At 62.8% G+C, this 14944-nt stretch carries 13 protein-coding genes and 1 riboswitch; of the genes, 5 read left to right on the top strand and 8 right to left on the bottom strand.

All coding sequences use genetic code 11. From position 1 onward, the window contains the following. Positions 1 to 36 precede the first annotated feature (36 nt). Genes cobJ through cobG form a run of 4 tightly spaced genes read right to left on the bottom strand, consistent with a single transcriptional unit; the run spans position 37 to position 4427 of the window. A complete protein-coding gene (gene cobJ / locus PW947_RS14820; RefSeq protein ID WP_299633316.1) occupies positions 37 to 1734 on the bottom strand; it encodes a precorrin-3B C(17)-methyltransferase in 1698 nt (565 codons plus the stop codon). Next, on the bottom strand, positions 1731 to 2462 hold the full coding sequence (locus PW947_RS14825) for a precorrin-2 C(20)-methyltransferase (protein ID WP_299633317.1): 732 nt from the start codon (positions 2460 to 2462) through the stop codon (positions 1731 to 1733). Before PW947_RS14825 ends, cobJ begins: the two co-directional genes overlap by 4 nt. Then, positions 2462 to 3094, bottom strand: coding sequence for a precorrin-8X methylmutase (locus tag PW947_RS14830; RefSeq protein ID WP_299633086.1), 633 nt, complete (start codon positions 3092 to 3094; stop codon positions 2462 to 2464). Before PW947_RS14830 ends, PW947_RS14825 begins: the two co-directional genes overlap by 1 nt. Further along, on the bottom strand, positions 3087 to 4427 hold the full coding sequence (cobG, locus tag PW947_RS14835) for a precorrin-3B synthase (RefSeq protein ID WP_299633087.1): 1341 nt from the start codon (positions 4425 to 4427) through the stop codon (positions 3087 to 3089). Before cobG ends, PW947_RS14830 begins: the two co-directional genes overlap by 8 nt. A 227-nt stretch (positions 4428 to 4654) precedes the next feature. Then, a riboswitch (cobalamin riboswitch) is annotated at positions 4655 to 4830 on the bottom strand. A gap of 96 nt (positions 4831 to 4926) precedes the next feature. Here cobG and cbiE point away from each other — a divergent pair. The 4 genes from cbiE to cobM all read left to right on the top strand — a co-directional run bounded on the left by cbiE (position 4927) and on the right by cobM (position 8865). After that, positions 4927 to 6222 carry a precorrin-6y C5,15-methyltransferase (decarboxylating) subunit CbiE gene (cbiE, locus tag PW947_RS14840; protein WP_299633088.1) on the top strand — a complete coding sequence of 432 codons (1296 nt, stop codon included), beginning with the start codon at positions 4927 to 4929 and terminating at the stop codon, positions 6220 to 6222. A gap of 6 nt (positions 6223 to 6228) precedes the next feature. Next, positions 6229 to 7320 (top strand): cobalt-precorrin-5B (C(1))-methyltransferase, encoded by a 1092-nt coding sequence (locus PW947_RS14845; protein WP_299633089.1) that lies wholly within the window; start codon positions 6229 to 6231, stop codon positions 7318 to 7320. After that, complete coding sequence (locus PW947_RS14850) at positions 7317 to 8033, top strand: cobalt-precorrin-6A reductase (RefSeq protein WP_299633090.1); 717 nt, start codon at positions 7317 to 7319, stop codon at positions 8031 to 8033. Before PW947_RS14845 ends, PW947_RS14850 begins: the two co-directional genes overlap by 4 nt. Positions 8034 to 8139: 106 nt before the next feature. After that, positions 8140 to 8865 (top strand): precorrin-4 C(11)-methyltransferase, encoded by a 726-nt coding sequence (cobM, locus tag PW947_RS14855; RefSeq protein WP_299633091.1) that lies wholly within the window; start codon positions 8140 to 8142, stop codon positions 8863 to 8865. Between the two features lie 127 nt (positions 8866 to 8992). Here cobM and PW947_RS14860 read toward each other — a convergent pair whose 3' ends face one another. Both PW947_RS14860 and PW947_RS14865 read right to left on the bottom strand, forming a co-directional pair. After that, positions 8993 to 10471 carry a sodium:solute symporter gene (locus PW947_RS14860; protein ID WP_299633092.1) on the bottom strand — a complete coding sequence of 493 codons (1479 nt, stop codon included), beginning with the start codon at positions 10469 to 10471 and terminating at the stop codon, positions 8993 to 8995. Further along, positions 10468 to 10680, bottom strand: coding sequence for a DUF3311 domain-containing protein (locus tag PW947_RS14865; RefSeq protein ID WP_299633093.1), 213 nt, complete (start codon positions 10678 to 10680; stop codon positions 10468 to 10470). The genes PW947_RS14860 and PW947_RS14865 overlap by 4 nt, the downstream gene beginning before the upstream one ends. 355 nt (positions 10681 to 11035) lie before the next feature. On the opposite strand from PW947_RS14865, the gene PW947_RS14870 reads away from it, so the two are divergent. Then, complete coding sequence (locus PW947_RS14870; RefSeq protein ID WP_299633094.1) at positions 11036 to 11710, top strand: MarC family protein; 675 nt, start codon at positions 11036 to 11038, stop codon at positions 11708 to 11710. On the opposite strand, the gene PW947_RS14875 is transcribed toward PW947_RS14870, so the two are convergent. Together PW947_RS14875 and PW947_RS14880 are read right to left on the bottom strand one after the other, a co-directional pair. After that, positions 11703 to 13499, bottom strand: coding sequence for a cobalamin biosynthesis protein CobT (locus tag PW947_RS14875; RefSeq protein ID WP_299633095.1), 1797 nt, complete (start codon positions 13497 to 13499; stop codon positions 11703 to 11705). The genes PW947_RS14870 and PW947_RS14875 overlap by 8 nt on opposite strands. Positions 13500 to 13508: 9 nt before the next feature. Beyond that, positions 13509 to 14840 carry an AAA family ATPase gene (locus PW947_RS14880; RefSeq protein WP_299633096.1) on the bottom strand — a complete coding sequence of 444 codons (1332 nt, stop codon included), beginning with the start codon at positions 14838 to 14840 and terminating at the stop codon, positions 13509 to 13511. Positions 14841 to 14944 lie beyond the last annotated feature (104 nt).

Consider the following 14944-nt stretch of genomic DNA (forward strand, 5'->3'; position numbering starts at 1 on the left):
TGCACGTCTTTAAGGTCATATGCGACGCACGCGCGATCAACGATACCAGCGCGGCGTATAGACCCATTCACGACTCGCCTCGTGACCGAATCGACGCGTCAACGAGGACCCGATGATCACCATCGTACGCATATCCACGTCAGTCGAACGCAGCGCACCGAGTGTCGTGGTGGTCAGTGTCGCGCCCGGACGTCCGATATCGCGACCGAGTACGACAACCGTTTCCGGCAATCGCCGTTCACGCACAATGTCGAGCGCTTTATCCAGTTGCCACGGACGCGCGCGCGAAATCGGGTTGTAGAACGCCATCACGAGATCGGCTTGCGCCGCATGCCGCAAGCGGTCTTCGATAACGTCCCAAGGCTTCAGATTGTCCGACAGCGACAGCATGCAGAAGTCGTGGCCGAGCGGCGCGCCGGCTTGCGCGGCAGTCGCGAGTGCCGCGGATACGCCAGGCACGATCACGAGATCCACGCTCGACCAGCGCGGATCGGCGGAGGTGTCCAGTGCTTCGAGCACAGCCGCTGCCATCGCGAACACGCCGGGGTCGCCGGACGACACCATCGCAACGGAACGGCCTTCGCATGCGAGCTCGAATGCGTGGCGCGCGCGCTGCATTTCTTCGCGGTTGTCGGTGCCATGTACGCGCTGATCGGCGCGGAACGGGCCGGCCATGCGCACGTAGGTGTCGTAACCGAGAATGTCGGTCGCTTCGTCGAGCGCATTGCGAGCCGCTGGCGCCATCAGATCGGCGCGGCCGGGGCCGAGTCCAAGAACCGTCAGGCGGCCTCGTGCACGGCCGATAGCAGTCGGGTCCACTGGGCCACGCGTGACGGCCAGCGTGAGATCGTGCGTGCGATGGACGAACTCGCAGGGTACGCGCATCGCATGCATGAGCAGCGCATCGGATGACGTGGGCGCATGCGTGTCGGTGAGCCGCAACGGCACGCCTAAAGCGCTCGCTGCCTGCACGTATTCGTCGATGCGTTCGACGTTCGATGCAATGACAAGGGCCGCTAACGCTTCGCGAGCCAGATTGTGCTCGTTCAACGCCGCTAGAATCCGGGCTTCGATTGTCGCTTCATCGTTCGATCCCGCATGCAACGCAACCACTACGCTGCGCGGATAGATCACCAGTTCGTTCGTGTCACCGTTCCAGACATTCGGCGTCACGCGGATCGCAAGTCGTGACGCCGGCGTGCGCGGCACGTCGGTGCCGTCGAGCCACGGCGCGTCGCCTTCGATCCGGGTGCTTTCGCCCGCCAGCAGATCCGACACGAAACGCTTGCCTTGCGCGAGGCTGGCCAGCGCATAGCCGTCAGGCGGATTCAACACGCAGGTGCCGAAGCGCAACTCACCGCTTGTCGTGATTGCAGGCGCGACGTCGAGCGTAGCCGCGATGTCGCGCGCCATGATGTTGACGCCCGCGAGTCCGCCAAGCAACGGCACGACTGCGCTGCCGTCTTCGGCGACGGCGAGCACCGGCGGCTCGATGCCTTTGTTCGACAGCAACGGCGCAATGCAGCGAATCACGATGCCCGCGGCGCATAGCGCGACGATCGGCGTACCGCGCGCATACAGGTCACAAAGATGCGCGCCGAGTTCGCTGTATGCGAGATCCGCATCGACCCGTCCGCGCAGCCCGTGAACCTGTGCGCCGGGATAGCGCGCCTGGATGCGCGTCGCCGTTTCGAGCGCACCTGTACCGAGGATTACGATCGCGGGCGGCGTCATCCTTGCCATTTTTCCCCCGGTACGACCAGCAATGAAAAGTACGGCGAAGCCATCGGGTCGACTTCGGCAAGCGGCACGATGCGCTGATTCGCCATCGTCGCGCGTTCGACATACAGCGCGCGATCCGCGAGACCCAGGTCGGTCAGCACACGCCGCACCTTGTCGAAATTACGGCCGAGTTTCATGATTACCGCCGCGTCCGCCGTGGCGAGGCGTCGGCGCAAATCGTCTTCCGGCAACACGCCGGACAGCACGGACAGGCTCTGGTTGCGATACACGAGCGGTACGCCGAGCACCGCAACGCCACCGAGCATCGAGCACACGCCGGGCACGACTTCCGCATCGAAACGGCTCGCGAGACGGTCATGCAGATACATGTATGAGCCGTAGAAAAACGGATCGCCTTCGCAAATCACCGCGACGTCGCGGCCTTCGTGCAGATGCGTGGCGATCACGTCGGCAGCGGTGTCGTAGAAGTCGGCAATGATCGCTTCATACGACAGCGGCGGTTCGAGCGCTTCGGTCGTGACCGGATACACCAGCGGCAGATGTTGCTGCGCTTCGTGCAGATGCGCCTCGATGATGCTGTATGCGTTGCCTTTCTTTCCTTTCGCGACGAAATAGGCCACGACGGGGGCAGCTTTCAGCACGCGCAATGCTTTCAGCGTAATCAGCTCGGGGTCGCCCGGACCCACGCCGATGCCGAACAGACGCCCATGCTCCGCCATCATTCAATCTCCGATGCAAGCGCGTTGACCGCAGCGGCCGCCATCGCACTTCCGCCGCGCCGTCCTTGCACGATCACGTACGGGACGCGATGCGCGTCGAAGCTTTGCGCGAGCAGTGCTTTCGATTCGGCGGCGCCCACGAAACCAACCGGAAAACCGAGAATCAACGCGGGACGAGGTGCGCCGCGTTCGAGCATTTCAAGCAGATAAAACAGCGCGGTAGGCGCATTGCCGATCACGACGACGCTGCCCGCGAGATACGGCCACCACAACTCGAGTGCCGCAGCCGAACGGGTATTGCCGATCTCTTGCGCGAGTGTCGGCACGGATGGATCGTTCAATGTGCAGACCACCGGATTTTCGGCGCTCAACCGCGCGCGCGTGATGCCTTCGGCGACCATCCGTGCGTCGCACAGAATCGGCGCACCGGCTGCGAGCGCAGCACGTCCGGCCGCGCCTGCGCCCGACGAAAAGCGAAGATCGTCGACGATGTCGACCATGCCGCACGCATGAATCACGCGCACGGCGAGTTTTTCGAGGTCGGCAGGGATCGCCGACAGATTGGCTTCCGCGCGAATCGTCGCGAAGGATTGGCGGTAGATCTGCTGACCGTCGCGAATGTAATCAGGCATCGATAGGGCTCCGGGCCAGCCGCGCAAGGGCGTCGGCGGCCTGTTCGATCGTCAGGTGATGCGCGACGCATGCGCCGGGTCCCGGCTGCGTGTCGTCGCGTCGATAAAGGTCGTAAATCCCGGGTGCTTGCGCAAGCAATGTCCACGCAGCGCGATGTGCGGCAGCGCAGGATCGCAGGCAACCGGTCAGATGAATGTCGGCGACGCCGTCGGGCAGGCATGTCGCGAGCCGTTGTGCATCTGCCTTGGTATCGGCGAGGCTTTTCGCGCAACCGGTCGAACCCGCGCATGCAATGACGCGCGCGAATGGATCGTCGGCGCTGCATGCAAGACCTAAAGCGGCGACGCGTGCCAGGACATCGGGCGCAATGGCAGTGTCCACATCGGGCAACACGATGCCTTGCCACGGCGTCACGTGCAGCATTCCGCCTGCGCATGCATGCGAAATCGCTGCAAGTTCGCGCAATGTGGCGGTGTCGATGCGGCCGAGTGATGCCTGCGCACCTACGTATGAGGTATGCGCATGCATCTGTGCATGCATTCCGAAACGTAATGATGGGTCCGCGGCCGGTCGTCGCCACGCAGTCACGGATGCGTCGCGCTGCAACGGAAAGCCGAGATTGCGTTGAGCGTGCGTGAGGATGATTTCAGCGTCGTACGTTGTGAGCAGATCACGCATGCGGGACTGGTCGGGCGTTGCCAGTTCGAGAAACGTGCGCAGCAATGCCGCAACCGTCGGCACGACCTGATCCGGCGCAATAGCGGCCAGCGCCGCCGAGTCTGACGGCGCGCCGTCGATCGGCGGGCACCCGGCGAAACCGAACGCAAAACGCACATGCTTTGCACCTTGCACAGCCGGCATCGCGCAGAACCAAACGTCGTGCGGATGCTCGACCATCGCAAGTCTTTCGCCGCCGTCCAGCATCATGGCGAATTTCGGCGAAAGCGCCGCAAAATGCGGTTCGCTTTGCAGCAACGAGAGAATGTCGGCGGCGAGCGTTGTCGTGTCGAATAGCGCTAGGGGATCACGACCGGCGGTCGGACTGATCATCAGATTGCGCACGTCGTCGGCGGCGGCATCGCCCGTGGGTCCCAATCCCGCCGACAGCAACGCGCCGATCAACGCGGCTTCATGTCCCGCGCGGACGCCGCGCAACTGGAGGTTGGCGCGATTCGTCAGTTCGATCACTCCGCTGGCGTATTCGTCGCTCGCATCGGCGATCGCGTTGGCTTGATCCGCGCGCAATGCACCGCCCGGCAGTTTGATCCGGCAGATTCCACCGTCGCGAGCGGCGACGATGCGCAACAAACCCGGACACGCGGACGGCCGCATGCCAGTTTCGGATGCATGCGCTGCGTGCATGGACGCAGCCGGGCCGCCTGACACAGAAGTATCAGCGGCCGTGGCGGCAGCGGCGGGTCGCGAAGCGGACTCGCCAGCAGCGGCATCGAAGGTCGAAACGTGGTTCAAACGGGCACCGGATTAACGTCGCGCGACGGCCCGAGCAACCCATGCAAGGGAATTGCTGCGGCATCGGTACACCCCGCCCGATGTTGGCTGGCACGAACAGTCTGGCCGGCAGGTCTCCTGGCTGGCAGGTCGTCGTCAGCGCGGGCCTTCCCGGTCTTGCCAGTGGCGTGGGCGCGCGGACTCGCTGCATACAGTTGCGGGGGCAGCCACAGTGATCTGTGTTCCCTCTTCGGCCCCGAAAGGCACCGGCGAGCAGGTATTATGCCTTTTTTCGAACAGCGCACCTACGCGGAAGCCTTACGCGGCGTGCCGCGGCGCACTTATTGAAGATAGCTTGAAGATCGCGAAAGAGGATGGATGCATGCCGGCCTGGCTGACGGTGGTGGGCATTGGTGAAGACGGATACGCCGGTCTCGGACGTGCGGCGCGCCGCGCGTTGCTCGACGCGACCGTGGTGATCGGCGGCGAACGTCATCTGGCGATGCTGCCTGCGCGGATTGCTGCACGCCGCGAGGCGTGGCCGCGCCCGTTCGATCTGGCGCCACTGCTGGCGCGTCGGCAGGCGTTGAATGCAGACCTATGCTGGCATGCGTCCGACGCATGCGAAAAACCGTCGCATGCGCGTAGCGCATCGATCTGCGTGCTGGCGAGCGGCGATCCTATGTTGTTCGGCGTCGGCGCCACGCTTGCGCGGCAGTTGCCGCCGGACGAATTGTGCGTGCTGCCTGCGCCGTCGTCGTTGTCGCTGGCAGCGGCCAGGCTCGGCTGGCCGTTGCAGGACGTTCAGACGGTGTCGCTGGTCGGTCGTCCGTTGGCCACGTTGAACGCGCATCTGCGCGACGGAGCGCGTATTTTCGTGCTGAGCGCCGACGGCAGCACACCCGCATCGCTTGCCGCGATGCTGACGACGCGCGGTTTCGGCTCGACCCGAATGGCTGTTCTCGAACATCTCGGCGGCGCGCTCGAACGGCGAATCGACGGCTGTGCAGATCAGTGGTCCGCACATGACATCGCTGCATTGAACGTGGTCGCGCTCGAATGCCGGGCGTCCGATGGCGCACCGCGTTGGCCGTTGACGCCCGGTTTGCCCGACGACGCATTCCGGCACGACGGTCAGTTGACGAAGCGGGATGTCCGCGCCATCACACTGGCGCGTCTTGCGCCCGCGCCCGGCGAGTTGCTGTGGGATATCGGCGCGGGCAGCGGTTCGATCGGGATCGAATGGATGCGCGTGCATCCGTCGTGCCGGGCGATTGCCGTCGAAAGTCATCCCGAACGGCAGCGTTTTATCGAACACAATCGCGATGCGCTCGGCGTACCCGGTTTGCAACTGGTGGCGGGACGCGCGCCGGATGCACTCGACGGGCTGGCGACGCCGGACGCGATCTTCATCGGCGGCGGCGTGACCACGGCGGGTACGCTCGACGCGTGCTGGTCGGGTCTGCGAGACGGCGGCCGGCTGGTCGCGAACGCGGTGACCTTGCAGGGCGAAGCCGCGCTCGTCGCGTGGCGGGAGCAGCATGGCGGCACGTTGACGCGAATCGCGCTCGCCGAAGCGCAACCGCTTGGCGGTTTCGATACGTGGCGTCAGGCGTTGCCGATTACGCTGCTCGATGTGCGCAAACCGCATGCGTCGGAATCCCGCGCGAAGGACTGATCTGCGATGCGCGACGAAACGCCCGAACAACCCGCGCCGCTGCGTAGCGGCTACACGACCGGCAGTTGCGCGACCGCGACTTCGCTCGCGGCTGCGCGTCTACTGTTGAGCGGCCTCGCGAGCGATGTCGCCGAGATCACCTTGCCGAAGGGCCAGCACGTACCCATGCCATTGGTGTTTTGCCGGGCAACCGACGATGGCGGTGCGGAGGCGGGCACCGTCAAGGATGCAGGCGATGATCCCGACGTCACGCATGGCGCAATCGTATTCGCGCGCGTGCAGTTGAGTCAGGAACCGGGCGTCCGGTTTCATGCAGGTCCGGGCGTGGGCACGGTCACGCGAGCAGGCTTGACGCTACCGGTTGGTGAGCCGGCGATCAATCCGGTACCGCGTCGAATGATGACCGAACATCTGACCGAACTTGCCGCGGAGAATGGATATACCGGTGGTTTCGACGTCACGATTGGTGTCGAAGGCGGCGAAGCCCTCGCGCTCAAGACGATGAATCCCCGGCTTGGGATCGTCGGTGGTTTGTCGATTCTCGGCACGACCGGCATTGTGCGGCCGTTTTCGTGCTCCGCATATATCGCGTCGATTCATCAAGGCATCGACGTCGCGCGCGCGAACGGTTATGCGCATCTTGCTGCCTGTACCGGCAATGCAAGCGAAGACGCGATGCGCGCACATTACGGCTTGCCCGATATCGCGTTGATCGAAATGGGCGATTTTGCGGGCGCGGTACTCAAGCATCTGAAGCGTGCGCCGGTCGCGCGGTTAAGCATGTGCGGTGGCTTCGGAAAACTGAGCAAACTCGCGGCGGGACATCTCGATCTGCATAGCCGTCACTCGTCGATCGATCTTCCGCAACTGGCTGCGTGGGCTGCGGCGCACGGTGCCGATCATGCAACGCAACAAGCCATCATCGCGTGTAATACCAGCCAGCAAGCGCTCGCATTGTCGCGTGAACGCGGGGTGCCGCTCGGCGATATCGTCTGCGAACACGCGCTGGCCGTGGCCCGCGATATCGTACCGGCGGAAGTGTCGGTCGAGATGTTTGCAATCGACCGGCAAGGCACGATCGTAGGGATGGCTCGATGACCCGGATCCTGTTGCTTGGCGGGACCGGCGACGCATTGCGCATCGCGCGTCACCTCGGACCGAACGACGTCTATAGTCTCGCCGGGCTTGGGAAAGTGCCGCATGACCTTCCATGCGCCGTACGCATAGGTGGATTCGGCGGTGTGGAAGGACTGACGCGTTATATCGTGCAAGAGCGGATTGGCTTGCTGGTCGACGCAACGCATCCGTACGCGGCGCAGATGAGTGCGAACGCTGCAGCAGCGAGTGGCGCGACCAATGTGCCGTGTTGGGCGTTGCGTCGCGCGGCCTGGGACGCGCAGGAAGGCGACGACTGGCGGATGGTCGGCGATTGGGCGGAGCTCGTCGCCGCACTTAAACCCTTTGCGCGGCCGCTATTTACGGTAGGGCGCGAGCCGCTTGCGCATCTGCACGAGATTCCGTCGCATCAGTTCTGGACCGTGCGGATGCTCGATCAACACCCAGGCAATGCGCGTGCGCGCATTCTCGACGCACGCGGGCCGTACACGGCCGAGGGCGAACGTGCGCTGTTTACTTCGGGCGCGTTCGACGTGATTGTCAGCAAGAACAGCGGCGGCGCGGCGACGGAGGCCAAACTCGACGTTGCGCGAGAACGCGGTTTGCCGGTCATCATGCAGCGACGTCCAGTGTTGCCTCCGGTACAACGGGCGTTCTCCGGGATCACAAGGTTGATCGACGCACTCCCGAAATAAATCACGCATGCGCTACGCGCATGGACGCATGGCAACAATTTCACGGATGCTATCCGCGCATGCATGACGCATGCGCGGATAGCATCGAAGAATCACGGAGCAAGGCATGACGGTGTTTTTTATCGGCGCAGGTCCAGGCGACCCCGAATTGATCACGGTGAAAGGGCAGCGCCTTGTGCGCAGTTGTCCGGTGATCCTGTATGCGGGATCGTTGGTGCCTGCTGCGGTGCTCGACGGTCATTGCGCGGATCAGGTGGTCAACACCGCCGACCTCGATCTCGATCAGATCGTTGCGCTGCTGAAGGCCGCGCACGATGCGGGTCAGGACGTCGCGCGCGTCCATTCGGGCGATCCATCGCTTTACGGTGCGATCGGCGAGCAGATCCGTCGCCTGCGAGAGCTGGGCATTCCGTTCGAAATCGTGCCCGGCGTGACGGCCACGGCCGCATGTGCCGCCACGCTCGGCTGCGAACTGACGCTTCCGGATGTTTCGCAAACGGTAATCCTGACGCGCTACGCCACCAAAACGTCGATGCCGGAAGGGGAGCAGTTAGGCGATCTCGCCCGTCACCGCGCAACGCTCGCAATCCATCTCGGGGTTCGGCATATCGCGCGCATCGTCGATGAGTTGCTGCCGCACTATGGCTCGGCATGTCCGGTCGCGGTGATCTACCGCGCAAGCTGGCCCGACGAGGAAAAAGTGATCGGCACGCTCGCGGATATCGCTGAAAAAGTCGGGCAAACCAATATCGAGCGCACAGCGCTGATTCTGGTCGGGCAGGTGCTCGCCGCCGAAGGCTTTGCGGACTCGACGCTCTACAGCAAGGATTGATCGACACGCATCGCACTATGCGACGCGCCCGGTCGATCCGCAAGGATCGCCGGGCGCGTACTGTACGTCGCTAATACCGATAAAACCGTGAGCGTCCTACGTGGTATGCGTAGCGCTCATGCGAGCATCACTGCACATGCGTGGTTGCGTGCGACCGACCGGCGCTGCGCGGTTGCGTGACAGCGCTGACCACCGCGAACACGACGATGTTGACGGTCAATGCAAGGAAGCCAATATTCACGTCCTTCAGCGCGTCCGGCAGGAACGGCATCAATTGCGCGACGCTCAGCTTCATGCTCGTGGTGATCGCGACTACCGCGACGCCCGAAAGAATCCCGCAAAACGCGCCTTGTTTCGTCGCGCGATTGTGCGTTGCGAGACTGCAGACGACGGCCGGGAAAAGTTGCGTAACGAAGTTGTAGCCCATTAGCAGCAACGAAACGATCGTGTCGCCGCCATGCAGCGTGAACGCCACTGCGACCAGCGCGACGACCGGCACCAGCATCCGCGCGAGCGTACCGACTTCCGCGTCGCTTGCAGTGCGCTTCAGTGCGCCACGATAGACGTCGTTTGCGAGCAGTGTCGAGGCGGACGTGAGAATCATCGAGCCAGGTACGAGCGCCGTGAGTACACCGGCTGCACCGATCACGCCGATCAGCCACGGATCGAAGGTCAGCAACGACAGACGGAACAGCGACAGATCGATATCGCCGCCCTTGAGACCGGGCACCGTCAGTACCGCAGCAAAACCCACAAAGAACACGAATAGCAGGATCAACTGATACAGCGGCAAAACCATTGCGTTGCGGCGGAAAATCCGCTCATCGCGCGCGGTGTAGATCGAGCCGAACGTATGCGGCCACATGAAGAATCCGAGTGCGGTCAGTAGCACGGTGGACTGGAACCACGTCACGCTCGATCCCTTCGCGGGGAAGGTCAGGAAGCCAGGACGGGCGGCTTCGATTGCATGGAACATCTCACCGAGACCACCGTAATGATGGATAGGCAGATAGATGCCGAGGAACAGGACGACGCCGAGAATCAGCAGATCCTTGACGACCGAGTTCCACGCAGATCCGCGCACGCCCGACACGATCACGTAGACAGTCACGACCGCCGCACCGATCCAGATCGCGGCCGTCGACGAGATCGCGCCATAAGATGCAGTTGCAACGATAATGCCGAGCCCCTTCAGTTGCAGCACGAGGTACGGAATCAGCGCGGCGACGCCCACCAGTGCAACCAGCGTGCCGAGCGCGGGACTGTCGTATTTACGTGCGAAGAAATGCGGTTGCGAGACGAGACGATGCGTTTTCGCGTAGCGCCAGATGGGCGGCAGCAACCAGTACGACAGGATGTAGGCGAGCGTGCCATAGGCGAGAATGTAATAGACCGGGGCACCCTTGCCGTAGGCGAATCCGCTGCCACCCAGGAACGTGAACGTGGTGTAGATTTCGCCGGCCATCAGCAGGAACACGAAGGCCGTTCCGAAACTGCGGCCGCCGACGGTCCACTGTTCGAGGTTCATGTCGTGGCCGCGACGTGCGCGCACGCCGAGGTAAAGTGCGAACAGTGTGATCGCAGTAATGATGATCAGCGCGCTCATGGGGCGACCTCCTCAGCGCTCGCTGCCTGACGGTTCACCGGATCGAGCCGGTAGACGATCGCCATCAGCACGGACCCCAGCACCACCCATAAAACGATCCACGCCAGTACGAACGGCATGCCGAGGATCAGCGGCTCAACGCGATTGACGAACGGAACGCCAAGCAGAATGCCGATGAACGGCAGCGCGGCGAGAATACGAAGCATCATGAGTGCGACTCCTCAAACCGGTGATTACGTCTGTTTTTGTGGTGTGAATCTCTTCTGAGGTCTCGTTGAACATGACTTGCCCTGCGACTGTATGCCGGTTGCGGCGCGTCCGTAAAGCTGTCAAAAAACTGTAGGCTTGGTGAAAGTTAGGTGGCCGTCAACGCGTTACCGCGATGCTGCAATGCGCCAGTGAAATGGCCCGTCCATCCGCGCTATACCGCTGCCGCCGCAAGGCATGCGATGATGCGCATGCCTCGGGAGCTACGCTGAAAAATCGATCGCGTAGCCCGTGCCCGACGCCCATTATTTATTGCAGCGCGATAGTCCGCGCGCGTTTTTCGAGGGATGCCGAACCATGGTGGCAAGTCTGATTTCCGACATTCTGTTTGGCTTTATCGGGCTTATCAGCATCATCAATCCGCTCGGTATTGCGTTCGTGTTCCTGGACCGGACGGCGTCGCTGACGACCGAAGAGCGCACCGAGCTTTCCAGAAAAATTGCGATCAACGTATTTTTCGTGCTGATGGTCGCGTTTTTTCTGGGCACGCCGACGCTGCATTTTTTCGGCATTTCGATGCAGGCGCTGCGGATCGGCGGTGGCCTGGCAGTAGCGGTGGCCGGCTGGAACATGTTGAATGCGCCGGATACCGCGCCGGCTGACACCCAGGTTCGGCGTGTCGATCCGGATAGCGCGATGTCGAAAGCATTCTTTCCATTCACGGTGCCGTTGACGACCGGGCCGGGTTCGATCGCGACGGCGATTGCGCTGAATGCGAACCGCACGCACAAGCTGTCGGAGTTTCTGCTGTCGAGCGTGGCTTCGATCGCCATTTCGATGATCGTCGCTTTCGTGGTGTATTGCACCTACAGCCGCGCGGTGATCTTCGCCAAGTATCTCGGTACCGATGGGACCAAGGTCGCGATGCGCGTGTCGTCGTTCCTGCTGTTGTGCATCGGCGTCCAGATTATTTTGACCGGCGTGTCGGAGTTTTTGATCCCTATTGCGCAAACGCCGCCGATGGTCAAATAGTGGGAACAGGTATTGCGGTGTGCGTGCCGCGTTTCAACAACATTGCGCTGAGTACCGAGAACACCGTCGACGGCAATTCGGCGAGGCGACTCACCACGACGTTGTGCGGATAGAACGATTCGACGGCATCGGTCAACACGCCGATGCCGACCAGTTCGATGCCGCGCTGACCGATCGCGTCGATGCGTCTGCGTAGATCGGTGCGCAGCACTTGCGGGTCGCCGTCGCCGGTGGCCGGGTAGCCGTCCGAGAACACGATGAGGATGCGGCGTGCGGCTTGGTGATCGGCGAGGCGGGTGGCGGCCCATGCAAGCGCTTCGCCGTCGGGATTCTCGTGACCGCAATCCAGATTCGCCAGACCGCTCGGATCAGCGCTGCCGAAGCGTTTGTAGATCTGCAGGTCGAGTCGCTCGACGAAGCGGTTGTAGCGGCTTAAATCGGCTCCTGCGGCCCGTTGCCGTTCGACAAGCCGCTTCATCGGCTCGCTTTCGACAGAACTGTAGCCAAGCACCTCGCAATCGAACGATAACTGCATCAGCGCATCGCACAGCGCGGCCGCGCAGAGTTGCGCGAGTTCGATCTTTTTGCCAGCCATCGACCCGCTCCGATCGATCAGCAAGGTGACCGCCACATCGCGCCCCTGAGTAGTCCGTTGCACACGAAACGGCGTGCGATAGCCGGGTGTCGTCGCGAGTTTTGCGAGGGCGGTTCGGTCGAGTTCGCCGCGCTCCTGCTCACGTTTCCAGCGCGTGCGTTCGTCCGCACTCAATGCGCGTTCGAGCTTGTCGCGCAGCGGTGCCGTCTGAGCGCGCGCGGCGGCGCGAATTGCGCGCCACGCGGCGCTGTCGCCTGCGCCGGTCTGGTCGGTGATGACGTCGAACTCCGTGGATAGCGGGATCGACAAACTGGGCCGGGCCGTGCGAGTGGATCGGGCGGGCGGGGTTCCGGGTTGGAGGTCGGATGACGCCGAAGCATCGGTGGGCGAGTGTCCCATGCCGACCGGCTGTGGTTGATCGCGATCCGTGCCGCTTTCGCGTTGCGATCTGGGCGACGCAGGCGATGCATCGCTAAATGGATCGTCTGGATTCAGCAGCGTTTCGATCGATTCCGCATCGATGTCTTCGTCGGCGTCTGCGGTGAATGCCATCGGATTGGCGTCGCCTGCCGACAACTGGCGAACCCGCGCAACGATCGCGTGGGCCGTGGCAATACTCTGCGCGGTGGACATGCTGTGCCGTGCGGCATCGATGCATTCCTGGGACGCATGCAAGGCCGCATCGAGCGAATGGCTTCCTTCGTTCGATTCCGCTGGCTCATGCCACAGCATGCGCTCGACGCGCCACAAGAACCGGTCGCGCCAGCGCAGCGTATTCCAGCGCGCATGCGTGTTCGCCGCTGCATGCGCGCGCAGCTTGCCGACGAACCAGCGCGCGCCCGGATATTCGTCGAGCAACGCTGCGCATACGCGGCGGTCTTCGACAATCTGCGCGAGACTGGCCGATACATCCTGCGGCAATGCGGCGATCGCATCGAGCGACGAATGTTTGGCGCGCGCTACCAGCAGATCGAGATAGCCCGTCAGCACATCCCGCGACACCGATTCACCGACGTCGTATTCCGGAATCACGATACGTCCACGTTCCACGCGCGGACCATCCGGACTGAAGACGACGCTCACACCATATTGGCCCGTCAGCACACGCGCAATCTTGCCGAGCGTGGATTCGAATTCGAATCCACGGGTATCGCGTGCGGCGTGACTTTGGGTATGCGTGCGTGAGTGCGCCATGATCGGGTGTCAATCGCGCTGGTCGTGTTGGTCTTGCGAGTCGTGGCCGTCGCCGACGTCCGGCAGCGCGATGTGATGACGCACGATGCCGCGAATCAGCGCTGCATCTTCCGGACTGACTTTAGCGTAGATCGCGGGACCGGCGGCGCGTTCGGGGTCGCCGGTGCGCAGCATCAAACCGGCCCAGTCGAGCAGTCGCCGTGTAGAGAATGCGCTGGAAAGATCTTCGCGTGCAAAGGCGGCGCGGCAGTCGGCGGCAATCGCTGCGAGCGTGTCTGCGAGTCCGCGGGTCATATGCGGTGCGAGCGTCTTCATCAGCACATCGGCTTCATCGGCAGGCGACAGATAGTCGAGCATATAGACGCGCCATCGATCCAGAAACGCCTCGTTCATCAGGTTTGCACCTTGATACAGATGACGAAACTGACTCATGGCGCCCACGGCATTCGCCGTGGCGAACAGCCTGAACGACGGATGCGGCGCGACGACTTCATTGCCTTTTTCTTTCAGCACCAGACGGCCGCGAGGTTCGAGGACCGCGGTGAGCGCCGCGAGAATCGACGGCTCGGCAAAGTCGATTTCGTCGACGATAAGCCACAAGCCTTCGCGCATCGCACTCGGCAAGACGCCGTCGACCCAGATCGTTTCGCCACCTTTGACGGTCCAGAAGCCGACAAAATCGCCAACCGTGGTCTGGCCGTTCATGTTCGAGCGCAGTACGCCATGCATGGAGCGCGCGGCAACCTGTTCGATCAGGCTGGTCTTTCCCGCGCCGGTGTGGCCGATCAGCATGACCCGCTGGTTTTCGACGATATCTTCGATGATATCGTCGAAGCGGTCGGAAAACAGATAGGCCGGGTTGATATCCGGGACGAGCGCATGACGCAGCCCGCAAGGAACGTCGATCTGACCGATGCGCACGGATTCGCGCGGTTCGCTCTCAGCGTCGCGATTGCCGTGGCTGTCGCGCGCTGGTATCCGGCGCGCGTTGCGCTCCAGTCTGGACGCGGCCATTGCCGCAGCGGCGCGCCGCAGCGCCGGCATGAACGCGGCGCGTTCGTCGCTGCCGGAAGTTTGCGTTGAATCCACCTCATCCGACACGAGTACAAAACCCTCGCGACGCCACTTTTTCAGCTTCGCGCGCAGGTTTTCTTCATCGACGACGAGATCCATATCGACCGGACCGGTGATTCCTTCCGATGCGTCGATCCCATGTTCGAGGCGCCATGTTTGCGGCCGGTCGGCGACACTGACTCGCCACCATTCGACGCGGCTGTCGGCGTCACGGCGGTAGACGCCGAGCAAGGTTTCTTCGATCGAGGTGGAAGCAGAAGGAGTCATGGTCAACGGATTGAAAGGCTGGCGCGTGTCCGATTCCGTATGGTATCGCGGCGCAGCATTGCCATGCGCGCCACGCATGCATAACCGATGCATGATTCATGCAT

The organism is Paraburkholderia sp. (assembly GCF_028283785.1).
Classification (GTDB): Bacteria; Pseudomonadota; Gammaproteobacteria; order Burkholderiales; family Burkholderiaceae; genus Paraburkholderia.